The organism is Streptomyces sp. NPDC002018, from assembly GCF_042890865.1.
Taxonomy (GTDB): domain Bacteria; phylum Actinomycetota; class Actinomycetes; order Streptomycetales; family Streptomycetaceae; genus Streptomyces.
The window spans coordinates 121,828-134,311 of record NZ_JBIASO010000010.1 but is presented as its reverse complement, the minus strand read 5'-3'; the positions used below and the strand labels follow the sequence as shown (position 1 = coordinate 134,311).

Genomic DNA, 12,484 nt, shown 5'->3' with positions numbered 1-12,484 from the left:
CGGTCGGTCGGGGCAGGACGGTGTTACGACAGATTCGAGCCGAGCTGCTCGTCGGTCTGCGAGAAGGCGTCACCGACGGCCTTCACGTACTGACCGATGCCCTGGAGTCCCTGGTTGACCTGGTCGAACCCCTTGGCGAACTCATCGAAGAAGGGCTGGAACTTCTGCTGTGCGGCCGGGGTGCTGTAGCCGTTGGCCAGAAGCTGCGAGATGCGGCCCCTGACCTCCGTCAGCTTGTCCTGGAGCTGCGAGAAGTCATTGAGCAGCGACTGGGAGGCGGTGGCGGTCTCGTCCGAGTTCACGGCGAAGTTGGGCATGAGGACACTCCTTGATCGGTTCTCTGTGCTGTCCATCCACGGCGGATGGAGGTCTGTGGGGCGCGGCCGTCAGGGAGACGGCGGCAGCGGGACGTCGGCCGGGTCCGGGCTGGGCGGCCTCGGTACGACCGGGCTCTGCGGAGGTGTCTGGAACGGGGTTCCTCCGGGCGGGGGCGACGAGGGAGGCGTCGCCGTCGGTGTCGACGGAGGGGTGAAGAACGGCTGGTCGGGCGAGCCCGGTGTCGTGGGGCTCCCGGGCGCGGTGGCGGGGCCGTGGCCGCCGGGCTGTGCGGTGGAGAGGGGCGGCGGCGTGACGGCGGCGGGGGAGCCGGGTGGTGTGGTGGAGACCGGCGATGGGGGTGTCGCGGGCACCTGCGGCGGGGGTGTCGTGGTGACCGGCGGTGGTGATGTGGTGGTCACCGGAGAACCGGGCGGAGTGGTGGACACGGGCGGGGTGACGGCCGGCGTCGGTGTGCCCGTCCCGTTCCCGTTCCCGGTCGTGACCGGTGTCGGTGTCGGTGTGACCGCCGGTGGCGCCGGGGCCGCGGGCGGCGCAGGCGGCGGCGTGGCGGCCGGAGACGTCTGGGCCGGTGTGGCGGCGGGCCCGCCGCCGGAGGTCTTGACCGGGATGAAGCCGTCGGCCCGGTCCGCGAGGGGCTTCTTGCCCGCCGGTCCGGGAGCCTGGGGCACCAGGTTGGCACCCTCGGTGTTGAGCGCGTCCGCGAAGGACGATCCCTCTCCGACCGCGACTCCGATCTTCGCGCCGCTGGACGCCACCTGCTCGCCGAAGTGCTCGATCTGTTCACCCGCGGAATTCCTGGCGTTGCGCGCGGCGTCCGAGAAGACGCCCCCGGCGCCGACCGGGGGAGTGGTCCCGCCCTGGGACGTGCCGTTCCCGGTGCCGCGCGCGCCCCGGAACTTGCCGATGCCCGCGCCCACCACCGCTCCGCCGGCCGCGCCGGCCAGGATGTTGCCGGCGGTGATCTGGTCACCGTTGGCCGCCTTCACGATCACCTCCAGGCCCGCCGCGCCCGCGAACCGGGTACCGGCCTCCTTGGCGAAGTTCGCCGCCGGACCGACGACGCGGCTGTTGGCCAGGGAGTTGTTGACCGAGGTGATGCTCCCCGAGACGTTCTTCACCAGCGGTGTGTTCCTGAGACCGTTGACCAGCCGGGGCGCGAACGTGGTGAGGGCGCGCCCGCCCAGCTTGACCAGCGCCCCGCCGGGGACCAGCCCGATCAGACCGGCCAGGAAGTCACCGGCCTTGAAGTTCCCGCTTCCTATCGCCACCACTTGGTTGAACGCGAACAACGCCCCGCCCAGCAGCAGCCCCACGACCGGGAAGAACACGGAGACGATGGCGATGAGCGTCGCCAGGATGATCTGGATGAACGGGAAGTCCCTGAAGAAGTCCGCGATCTTCTGGAAGAAGTTGCGCTCGGGGATCGCCTGACCGGCCGCCCGGTCCAGGGCATCGGCACAGGTGCGCTGCGCCTGCTCACGCAGTTCTCTGGCGCTCTGCGCCAGGCGCTTGGCGGCGGTCAGCTTGCCCTGGGCCTCGTCGATGCGTGCCTGCTGCTGGCGGGCGTCCGCCTGCTGACGGTCGTCGGCGCCGGCCGGCAGCGCGGGTACGGTCTGGGCGGCCTGCCCGGCCACGGACTGGGCCTGGTCCATGGCGTCGTCCAGCATGGACTGCGCCTCGGTGAGCTTCGGGGCGTAGTCCCGGTAGGCGTCGGCGGCGGTGTGGAAGGAGTCGACGGTCTTCCGGAGCTTGTCGGGCAGATCGTCGATCTGCTTCCTCAGCGCCTCGACGGCGCTGCCGCGCCCGGTCTCCAGCCCGCCCCCCTGCCGGACGAACCGCAGGGCGACGTCCGCCTTGTCCCCCACTTCGCGGTAGCGGGTCTCGACGCGCGCCATCTCGTCGATGTCGCCGGGTGTGGGGTCCTGATCCATCCCCACGACGTCGAATCCGGACGTGTGCCGTCTTCCCACTGCTTTCCCCCCCGTGCCGGGTCCGAGTGCCTGCCCCAGGTACACGACGTGGGCGCCCGCAAGTGTTCACCGCACCCGCGAACCGTCCCCGCGAACCTTTCGGCGACCGGCCCCGTGTAGTGGGTGACATGCGCCCGTGGCCACGGAGAGACATGAGTGTGAACGACGAGACAGAACGCACCGACGCCATCCGCCGGGACAGGTGGGGCGGCGGATACCGGCTCCTGGGAGCCCTGCTCCTCCTGGTGTTCGCTCTGTGGGCGGGGACGGGAGCGGTGTCGCCCGTGTACGCCGACGACGGTGATGATCTGGTCAAGGTGTTCGTCGTCGCGGACACGGGCCAGGCGGCCACGACGGCGTCCGTCGCCGCGAGCACGCTCGGCGACGCGGGCCGGGCAGCGGAGATATTCGAGCTCAACCGGGGTCTGGCGCAGCCCGACGGCGGCGCCCTGAACGCCCTGACCGATCCACTGCGGCCCGGCTGGATTCTGCGGCTGCCCGAGGACGCGACCGGCCCGGATGTGCGGCTGGCCCGTGAAACCGGCTCCTCGGACACGGCGGACCCACCGAGGCAGGGGAACGCGGATGCGGGCACGGGCCGGGAGTCCGACGACGGTTCGGGCGCCCTGACGATCCCGTTCGCCGCCGTGATCGCCGGTGCCGCCGCGGTGCTTCTGGCGCTGGTGACGGCCGGTATCGTGGCGCGCCGTCAGGTCCGCGGGGCGGCCGGGGCCGTGGGGAGGACGCTGAGCAGGCTCGGCGATCCGGTCCGCCGTCGCCGTCTGCTCAGGTTCCGCCGGTCCCTCGGAGCACGCTTCGCCGGTGACGCCGACTCCGTACGCCGGGCCTACCGGGCGCTGGAGGAGTTCGCCGGACGGGACGGCACACCGGGCACCCCTGTCCATGCCCTGCGCGTGGAGCAGGCGGGCGTGACCGCGTGGCTGTCACCACCCGACCGGGCGGAGGCCCCGTGGCAGCGCCTGGACGGCGCCCGGTGGCGCCGTCCCACGGGAGCGGGCACCTGGCTGATGCGCGGGGTCGACGAGAGTGTTCCCCGGCGCGGACTCACGGAGGACGCCTGCCTGGTGCGGGTGGGCATCGACAGCGACGACGAGCCGGTGTTCGTCGACCTCAGCCGTCTCGACGGAGTGCTCAGCGTGTCCGGCGACCCCGGCGTGGCACGGGACGTCGTACGGGCGCTGCTGGCCGAGGTCGCGCGCCACACGCCCGGGATGCCCGTGACGGTGATGCGCGCGCCGGACGGGGCACCGGACATCCCGGTGCCCCGGGCACTGGCGGAGCGCTCCGGTCCCGCGGTCCCGCCGCCCGCACCGGTCGCACCGGCGGTCGCACCGGCCGGGGACGTGACGCTGCGGGCCGCCGCCGTGCGCCGCCCGGTGAAGGGACTGGTGGTGATGTCGGGCGCGCCGACGGCGCGGGAGGCCGCCGACCTCCGGGCGCTGTGCGGTCCTGGCGGGGCCGGGTGGACCGCGCTGGTCTGCGGTGAGGTGGACGGCGCGCACTGGCGCTGGCGTACCGCGGCCGACGGGCGGGTGGAGATCCCGGTCCTGGACCTGGAACTGACCGTGCCCGCCTGAGGCGCCCGCCTGAGGCGCCCGCCTGAGGCGCCGGCCGCGGGGCCGGTCTCAGCGAGCGGTGGGGCGCCGGGTGCCGATGTGCTCGGCGCCCGCCGCGTGTCCGTCGGACACGGACTCCTCGCCGACGCGCCGGCGCAGGGTGTGCAACGCGTAGTGCTGGCGGGATTTGACGGTCCCCGCCGGTATCCCGAGGATGTGCGCCGTCTCCTTCACGGTCCGTCCGCAGAGATAGGTGTGGACGAGCACCTCGCGCTGCTCCAGCGACAGTCCGCGCAGCAGCGAGGTGGTCTCCAACGAGGTGAGCACCGCGTGGGTGTGGTCCGGCTGGGGCACGTCCCGGGTGTCGGACGCCACCGTCTCGTGGCGGCTGTGGGCGCTGCGCATCCGGTCGATGACCAGGTTGCGGGCCACGGTGAGGAGCCAGCCGCGGACCGAACCCTCACGTTCGAGCAGCCGGTCGATGTGGTGCCAGGCACGGATGAGGGTCTCCTGGACGATGTCCTCGGCGAGGTGCCGGTCGGCCAGCAGCCGTTCGGCGTAACTGAGGAGGGCGCCGCGGTGCTCCTCGACCAGGGCGTGCACGGGATGGTGCTGCCGCTGTACCGGGTGTGCGGCGTTACGGCCCGCTTGTGACGTCATGTTTCTCGGGTTCCTGGGGCTTGAGCCGCACCGGTCGCCCGACCCCGCCGGGGCGGGGGCCCGGCGGGGTGGGAGATGTTCCGGGTGTGGCGTACGGGATCGGGCGCCGAGCGTAGGCAGACCGCGGTGCCGAAAAAGTGACGGCCGCGGGCGGCCCTCGCGAGCCGGTGCGACGGGCCCGCCGCGACGCGGCCGCGTCCCGCACGGGCCGGCCCTGCGAAAAAGCGGGCCGGCCCGTACGGGAACGCCGGCCCGTACGGGAACGCCGGCCCGCAGGGGGATGGGAGAAGAGGGCCGGAGGCGGGGCGGGAGGCGAGAAGCGGGTCAGCCCTTCGCGGCCGGGACGGTCTTCCCGCGGTCGCTCGCGGGGATGTCCGCCTTGACGGCGAACCAGACCCCTCCCACCTTCTGCCCGTTCGTCTGCCCGGGTCCGGTGTCACCCTTGAAGGTGTAGGCGGGCCAGCAGTTGAACGACTCCTGCGGGGTGCCGTCCGGTGTGGTGAAGGTGAACAGCACCTTCGGGTCGAGCCCGGCCGCCCTGGCGTCCGCCGCGGTGACCGGCGCGCTGGGTGTCCAATTCTCCAGGCACGCCGCGTCGCAGGCCGTCTTCATCGGCCACGGGGTGTCCTTGGTGAGCAGGTACAGGGTGCGGCCCTCGCGGTCCTGGAGCACCCGGCCGAGGGCGGGGTCGTCGAGCACGCCGAGCGCGGGCCGGTCCACTCCCGCCGGGGCGCCGTCGGGCGCCGCCGCGTACCAGACCTTGTTCACTCCCTGGCCCTTGGTGTCCCCGGCCTTCTCGTCCTGCGCGAAGTAGTACAGCGGCTTCCCGGCGACCGTGAGCTGCTCGGTCCCGTCCTTACGGGTGAGCGAGCCGAGCAGGTCCCGGTTGAGTCCGGCCGCGGCCGAGGAGTCCGCCGCGGGAACGGGCGGCCAGGCGGTGGCACAGGCGTCGTAACAACTGGACTCGCCGGGGGTGGCCGCGTCCTTCGTGAAGACGTACGTCGTCATGCCCTTGCCGTCGACGACGACGGTCTTCAGCTTCGCGTCCGTGCGGACCGACACGTTTCCGGCGGAGAGGGCCTTCGCGGACCGCGAGGCTTCGGGCACCACCCGGAGGCTCGGCCCCGCCGACGCCTTCCCGGAGTCCTGGGAACCTGCCGACTCCGAGCCGCAGCCGGCCAGGGCAAGCACCATCGCGGCGGTCGGCGCGACAACGAGGGCCACACCGCGGGAGTTCTTCTTCATCTTGTTCCTCGGGTTCACTGTGCGTCCGCGTCCAGGCGCGGCAGCATCCCCCTCTACACGGATTCGGTACGGTGCCGAGTTCGACGTCCCGGCGTTCGGTGTGCCTGTGCCGCTTCAGGAACCGGCCGGACGCCCCGCCGGACGCCCCGCCGTGCGCCGCAGCCGGGCCCGTACGTCCCCGGCCTCCGGATGACCGACCGCCTCCAGGATCCCCAGAGCCTCCTGCCAGGCGGCCTGCGCGGCCGGGCCGGCCCCCGCGGCCGCGTGCGCGTCACCGATGTGGACCAGGGTGTCGGCCGTCAGATAGGCGTCACTGATCTCCCGGTACTGGTCCAGGGCATGGCCGAACGCCTCCAGGGCGCGTTCCCGCTGCCCGAGACGGTGGTGGGCGACGCCGATGCTGTCCCAGGCGGCCGCCTCCACATTCCGGTTCCCGCTCTGCCGCGCGAGCCTGACCGCGCGACGGCACTCGTCCAGCGCCTCGCGGGGCTCGCCCAGCAGGATGTGTGTCCACCCGACCTCGTTGGCGATCGCGGCACGCCCGCCGCCGCGGTGACCGGCCGACGCGTAGAGCGAGTCCGCCCGCACGTAGTGGTCCAGCGCCTCACGGTACGCGCCCCGCATGTTGGCCAGGAAGGCGAGATAGCGCTCGGTCCGGCCCTCGCCCGGCGGATCGCGGATCTCCGCGAACAGTTCGCGGGCGCGCAGCAGATGGGTCCGTGCCTCGTCATGACGTTCCAGCCGGCCGTGGGCCAGGCCCAGCGCGCGGTGCGTGTGCGCCTGTCCGGTCGGATCACCGAGCCGCCGGGCGGCCGTCAGCGCCGTGCTCTGCAGGGCGAGTTGCTCCTGACGGCGGCCCAGCCGGTCCAGGAAGTGCTCCAGCGTCGAGGCCAACCGCCAGGCGTACGCGCCCGATCCGCTCGCCGCGTCGCTCTCGATCACTGCCTGGAGCACGGTGAGTTCCGTGGTCAGCCAGGCGTGCGCCCGGTCGTGGTCGTCGAACTCCACGGCCTCCGCGCCCGCCACCGGGGGCGGCAGGGTGATCTGCTCGCGCTGCGGCGCCAGCAGGGTGCACGCCGCGTAGGCGCTGTGCAGATAGTGGTCGAGCAGCCGGCGCCGGGCCGCGGTCAGCTCCTGCCGTGGGTCGTCGGCCTGTGCCAGCTCACGGCTGTACGCGCGCAGCAGGTCGTGGGAGGCGTACCTGCCCAGGACATGCTCGGAGCACAGGTGCGCCCGCGCCAGCTCGGCCAGCACGGGCCGTACGGCCCGCACGGCGAGTCCGGCCAGGCTCGCCGCCGCACCCAGCGAGACATCCGGTCCCGGACACAGTGACAGCAGCCGGAACAGCCGCGCCGCGGCCGGAGTGAGTGTGCGGTACGACCAGGAGAAGACCGAGCGGGGGTCGGTGGTCGGGTCGCCCGCGTCGAAGGCGTCCAGGCTGCCGTGGCTCTGACGGAGTTCCTCGGCGACGGACGCCAGCGAGAAGTGGGGATGCACCGCCGCACGCGCGCACACCACCGCGAGCGCCAGCGGCAGCCGCCCGCACAGTTCCACGATGTGACCGGCGGCGTCCGGTTCCGCCGCCACCCGCTCCTCTCCCAGCCGCCGGACCAGGAAATCGAGGGATTCGTCCGCGGTCAGGAGGTCGAGCCGCAGGGGACGGGCCCCGTCGGACGCCATGAGACCGGGGAGCTGGTGACGGCTGGTGACGATGGCCAGGCAGCCGGGTGCCGCCGGAAGCAGGGGGCGGACCTGCTCGGCGTCGCGTGCGTTGTCGAGCAGCACCAGGACCCGGCGGTCGGCCAGAAGGCTGCGGTACAGCGCGGTCTGTGCGTCGAGGCTCGCGGGGACACGGCCGGGCGGAACGCCGAACGCGTCGAGGAAGGAACGGATCGCCTCGGCCGGCCGCATCACGGACTCGCCGGGGTCGTACCCCCGCAGGTTCACATACAGCTGCCCATCGGGGAAGCGCGGGGCGACCTGGTGTGCCCAGTGCACCGCGAGAGTGGTCTTGCCGACGCCGGGCGCGCCCCCGATGGCGCTGATCACCACGGCGGGGGATGCGGATCCGTCCTCGGGCAACAGCGCCTGGGCGCGGGCGAGTTCCGCGTCCCGGCCGGTGAACACGGCCAGGTCCGGAGGGAGTTGCGCGGGCCGCACCCGGGCGGTGCTTGCCTCGGTGCCGGTGCCGGTGCCGGTGCCGGTGCCGGTGTTGGTGTTGGTGTTGGTACCCGCACCGGCGCCCGTGCCCGCTTCCGGGCCCGCACCCGCGCCCACGCCCACGTCGATCTCGGTGTCGGTGTCGGTGCGGGGAGCGGATCCGCCGGGACCGGCGGACGCGGTCTGCCGCAGCACCCGCTGCTGAGCGGCCCGCAGCTCCGGTCCGGGGTCCAGCCCCAGTTCCGCCGTCAGTCGGGCACGGACCGTCCGGTAGTGATCCAGGGCCTGCGCCTGCTGCCCTGCGGCGGACAGGACGGTCACGAGCCGTGCTTGCAGGCCTTCGTCCAGGGGTTCCAGAGCGGCCGCTTTCCGCAGCGCGGCCAGGACGTACTCCGCGTGACCGGCCGTGAGCGCCGTGTCGGCCGCTTCCTTGGCGGCCGCCGTGTATTCACCGTCGACGGCCGCGAACGCGGGGTGAGCACGCACCACCGGAGGCAGGCCGGCCGCGGTGGGCCCGCGCCACAGCGACAGCGCCGCCACCAGCAGCGTCGCCGCCCGCTCGGGATCTCCGTCCGCTGCCGCCGACCGCGCCTCGCCGCGCAGCGCCCGGAACCGCAGGAGGTCCACCGCGTCCGGGTCCACATTCAGCCGGTATCCGCCGGACCCGCGCAGCAGCCGCCGTGCGTCCGCACGCGTCCTCAGCTCCGGTTCGAGCAGTCTGCGCAGCGCGCCCACATGCCGGTGCACCACGTTCACCGCGCTGTTCGGCGGATCCCCACCCCACAGCACGTCCACGATCTCGTACAGGGGAACGGGGCGGCCCGCCTGGGTCAGCAGGAGCGCCAGCACGGCCTGCTGTTTCGGCGGGCCCAGGGGCAGCTCGACTTCACCGAGCCACGCACGGACGGGCCCCAGAACAGTGAAACGGACGGCAGCGGAGTCGAAGGCGCGGTCCATGGCTCCGTCGTCCGGTCGTCGGGATCCGCTCTGATCACGCATGAGCGACGGTCCCCGCGATCCCGACGCGTACGGGGCCCTGTCCGGCCGAGGGGGCGCGCCTGCCGCGCCGTTCGCCCGGGAGCCCGGTCCCCGCCTGTTTGCCCGGGAGCCCGGTCCCCGCCCGGGGCCCCGTTCCCGCCCCGAGCCGGTCAGGGCCGGGATGCCCCCGGCCGCGGACATCTGCGTGGCCGCCGCCTTGCCGGCGTTGTCGGTAGTGTGACGTGATGTGCCTCCCACATGGTCGCGGTCGCGCCGGTCACCACGGTCGTGCCGGCGGAGAAGGGGCCCGGCGAGCGGGCGCCTTCGTCAGGTTCGGCTGCCGGACACGGTGTCGCTCTCGATGAAATCCCTGACGACGCTGTTGAAGAGCCGGGGGTTCTCCCAGAACAGCAAGTGGCTTCCGGACTCCTCGGCGGAGAAGACGCGGACCTGGCCACGCGGGATCCGCGCGGCTGTCCACCGCGCCGTCTCGGGTGGGAAGATGCTGACCTCGCCGCCGATGACAAGCGTCGGCACGGTGATACGGGGGAGTACGTCCCTCCAGTCGTTGCCGTAGTGGTCCAGGTGCAGGGACGCGGCGTGCTCCCGGGGGAGAAGCAGGTTCTGCTCCGTGAGCCAGGCCAGGTCCTCGGCGCTCAGCGACGGGGTGTGCATGCTCTCCAGGATGGCGTCGGCCATGGCGACGGCCTCCGGCCCCCGCAGCGCGGCGGCGATGCCGAAGGCCGTGTCCGCGGTGAAGACGGCGCCGAGGTCGGCTGCCCGTTCTCCGGCGACCAGATCCACGGCGGTCACCGCTCCCTGGTCGACCAGAATGAGCCGACGGACGCGATCGTCGCCGAACAGGTCCCAGTAACACCAGATGACGGCGCAGCCGAGGGAATGGCCGAGGAGGGTGGCATCCCGAAGATCCAGTGTGACGACCAGATCCCGCAGATCGGCGGCCAGCCGGGAGACCCGGTAGCCATGATCGGGTTTCTCCGACAGCCCGTGTCCGCGCAGATCGACCGCCACGACACGGTAGTCACGGCTCAGGTCGTCGATCTGCTTTCCGAACTCGGCCGCGCTCTGTGAGAATCCGGGCACCAGCACCACCGGTTCGCCCTCGCCCGCGTCCAGGTAGCGGATGCCCACCCCGTCGTTGGTGGTGATACGGCCGCTGCTCCGCCTGCTCATGAGGCCTCCTCCGCACGCCGGCCGACGGCATCGCCCGCGTGTAGTACGGCTTCGTCGATATGTGATGAGGGGTGTGTGATGAGGGATGTGTGACGAGGACCGGACCGGAGCCGCTGAACCGGCTCGTGGGGAACACCGCGGCACCCGGCTCACCCGCTCGTTCGAGGGGGAGTGGCCGCCGCGGAGGCGCGCGGTCCTCGTACGGAAGATCGTGGGACCCGGGAACGGGCGCCCCGGCCCAGGACGGGACGACCCGGGCCTACGACAGGTGCCAGCCTACGACCACCGGCAGGGACTCGCGACGCCCGGTGTCTCGCGATGCGGTCACCCGGACGACCAGCGGTTGACAAGCCGAAGCGGAGTGGGACGGTGGGAAGTGAGGCGCGGTGATGTGGCCACCGGCGCTGTTATCGGTGCGGGGTGGCCGCGGGGCGCCTGGATGTGACGCGTGTGCGCGGACCCGAAGCTCGTGCGGTGTCCCGGCGCCTCTCTCCGCGTACGGGCCGGACTCACGGCGTCCGCGGACGCGGCCGGCACACCGCCCGGCGTCCGTGACCGGACCCGCTCAGCGGAAAGGACGATCAACCATCATGGAATACGCATTGCGTGACCGGAAAGTCGCGATCCTGGCCGCCGACGGTGTGGAACGCGTAGAACTCGAACAGCCCCGCGGCGCCCTCTACGGTGCCGGAGCGACCAGTGAGATCCTCTCCATCCACCCCGGTGAGATCCAGGCCCGGCAGTTCGACATCAGCCCCGCCGGGACCTTTCCCGTCGACCGGCTGGTGGCCGACGCCTCCGTGGACGACTACGACGCGCTGCTCCTGCCGGGCGGCACCATGAATCCCGACCAGCTCCGGATGAACAAGGACGCCGTCGGCTTCGTGAAGGCCTTCGTCGCCAGTGGAAAGCCGATCGGCGTGATCTGCCACGGCCCGTGGACCCTGGTCGAAGCAGACGCCGTACGCGGCCACCGCCTCACCTCCTGGCCGAGCATACGTACCGACCTGCGCAACGCCGGAGCGGAGGTCGTCGACGAGGAGGTCGTCATCGACGGCCAGTTCACCTCCAGCCGGTCGCCCGCGGACCTGCCGGCCTTCTGCCGAGCCGTGGTCGACCAGTTCGCCAGGGCCCGCCACAAGATAGCCGGGTAACACCCGCACCCGAGCCCCTCCGACGACGGCGCCGACGGAGGGCGGGCAACACGCAGGGCGGGCAACACGGAGGGCGGGCAGCCTGCGGACGGTCGCCCGTGACTTCGCGGGCACGCTTCAGCGCCTCGGCACGCAGTCCGGCCGCGTGGTTGAGGCCCAGCCGCTGCCGCGCGGTGAGATCGCCCGTGTGCCGGCGGCCCACCCGGTCGACCACCTCGGGCATGCCCACGGCGAGGGCGCACTCGCCGTCGGCGACCGCCGTCCGGATCTCGGTCCGCCGGGCCTCGTCCGCCCCGCCGGCGGTCTCGTAACCGCGGCGGACCGCTTCCCGGGCCGCCTCCATCGACGCGTACGGCAGCCCGCGCTCGCGCATGCAACCCGGGCCGCCTGTCTGCGCGCCATCGACGACGGCCGCATCAACACCGGACTGGCCCGTAGGACCGGCATCGCCCAGCCCGCCGCCGGCGAAGACGCTGCCACACTCCGGGAAGCCGGCCTCGCCACGACCACCCGCCACCGCGACACCGTCCTCCACACTCTCACCCCCCTCGGCCAAGCCGCCCCGGAACGCGAACCGCGTTCCGGGGCGTGAGGTCACTCGCACGTGGGGTCCGGCGCGGTGTGTCAGTCCACGATCATGGTGTTGAGCGGTACCGCTCCTGCCGTCCGCGCGAACCCACCACCGAAGTACCCCTCGACCTCGGCCTTCTCGGCCGTGTTCGGATAGGCGTTCGTGCATGTGGTTCCCGCGCTGGAACCGGACATCAGGCTCGTACAGGGTCCGGGCTTGCGGTCCGGCAGGCCCAGGATGTGGCCCAGTTCGTGGGACGAGATGCGGATGGTGTTGTGCCCCTCGTTCACCGCCTGCCGACCGATGTAGACGGTTCCGTTGCCCAGCGAGGTGGTGATCGCACGGGGCCAGCCGTTGTCCGCCAGGACCCGTATATTGGCGCGTTGCCCGGCCGCGACCGGTCGCAGTTCGACGGCGTCGACGCTCTCGTTCCAGATCGCGGCGCCCCGGTCGACCGCGGACCTGAACTCCGCGGAACCGCTGGCGTCGTAGGTGACTACGCGTGCGGCCAGGGCTCCGTCGGCGTCCGCGGCAGGGGCGGCCACGGCCTGACCACCCATCAGGGAAAAGGTCACGACCAGGGCGGCGGCGAGCCCGCTGGTCAACGTACGGACGTGCATGGTCGACCTCCTTACA

The 12,484-nt window shown here is 72.7% G+C and carries 10 protein-coding genes; 3 read left to right on the top strand and 7 right to left on the bottom strand.

Annotated features, from left to right (window positions below):
- Positions 1–23: 23 nt before the first annotated feature.
- Both ACFYYH_RS18720 and ACFYYH_RS18715 read right to left on the bottom strand, forming a co-directional pair.
- The gene (locus ACFYYH_RS18720) at positions 24–317 is read right to left on the bottom strand and encodes a WXG100 family type VII secretion target (RefSeq protein WP_388551913.1); all 294 of its coding nucleotides are present in this window, start codon (positions 315–317) and stop codon (positions 24–26) included.
- Positions 318–386: 69 nt separating this feature from the next.
- Positions 387–2,270, bottom strand: a complete 1,884-nt coding sequence (locus ACFYYH_RS18715; protein WP_388551911.1) for a hypothetical protein — start codon at positions 2,268–2,270, stop codon at positions 387–389.
- A 197-nt stretch (positions 2,271–2,467) separates the two neighbouring features.
- On the opposite strand from ACFYYH_RS18715, the gene ACFYYH_RS18710 reads away from it, so the two are divergent.
- A complete protein-coding gene (locus ACFYYH_RS18710) occupies positions 2,468–3,907 on the top strand; it encodes a hypothetical protein (RefSeq protein WP_388551909.1) in 1,440 nt (479 codons plus the stop codon).
- A 48-nt stretch (positions 3,908–3,955) separates the two neighbouring features.
- Here ACFYYH_RS18710 and ACFYYH_RS18705 read toward each other — a convergent pair whose 3' ends face one another.
- The 4 genes from ACFYYH_RS18705 to ACFYYH_RS18690 form a co-directional block, all read right to left on the bottom strand.
- The gene (locus ACFYYH_RS18705; protein WP_388551907.1) at positions 3,956–4,546 is read right to left on the bottom strand and encodes a sigma-70 family RNA polymerase sigma factor; all 591 of its coding nucleotides are present in this window, start codon (positions 4,544–4,546) and stop codon (positions 3,956–3,958) included.
- A 324-nt stretch (positions 4,547–4,870) separates the two neighbouring features.
- On the bottom strand, positions 4,871–5,791 hold the full coding sequence (locus ACFYYH_RS18700) for an SCO0930 family lipoprotein (RefSeq protein ID WP_388551905.1): 921 nt from the start codon (positions 5,789–5,791) through the stop codon (positions 4,871–4,873).
- A gap of 114 nt (positions 5,792–5,905) precedes the next feature.
- The gene (locus ACFYYH_RS18695; RefSeq protein ID WP_388551904.1) at positions 5,906–8,950 is read right to left on the bottom strand and encodes a BTAD domain-containing putative transcriptional regulator; all 3,045 of its coding nucleotides are present in this window, start codon (positions 8,948–8,950) and stop codon (positions 5,906–5,908) included.
- 306 nt (positions 8,951–9,256) lie between these two features.
- Entirely contained in the window at positions 9,257–10,123 is an 867-nt protein-coding gene (locus tag ACFYYH_RS18690) for an alpha/beta fold hydrolase (RefSeq protein ID WP_388551902.1), read from the bottom strand.
- Between the two features lie 590 nt (positions 10,124–10,713).
- On the opposite strand from ACFYYH_RS18690, the gene ACFYYH_RS18685 reads away from it, so the two are divergent.
- Positions 10,714–11,277, top strand: a complete 564-nt coding sequence (locus ACFYYH_RS18685) for a type 1 glutamine amidotransferase domain-containing protein (RefSeq protein WP_388551900.1) — start codon at positions 10,714–10,716, stop codon at positions 11,275–11,277.
- 145 nt (positions 11,278–11,422) lie between these two features.
- On the top strand, positions 11,423–11,869 hold the full coding sequence (locus tag ACFYYH_RS18680) for an ArsR/SmtB family transcription factor (RefSeq protein WP_388551898.1): 447 nt from the start codon (positions 11,423–11,425) through the stop codon (positions 11,867–11,869).
- Positions 11,870–11,901: 32 nt separating this feature from the next.
- On the opposite strand, the gene ACFYYH_RS18675 is transcribed toward ACFYYH_RS18680, so the two are convergent.
- Positions 11,902–12,468: a snapalysin family zinc-dependent metalloprotease gene (locus tag ACFYYH_RS18675; RefSeq protein WP_388551897.1), complete on the bottom strand. Its 567-nt coding sequence runs from the start codon at positions 12,466–12,468 to the stop codon at positions 11,902–11,904.
- Positions 12,469–12,484 lie beyond the last annotated feature (16 nt).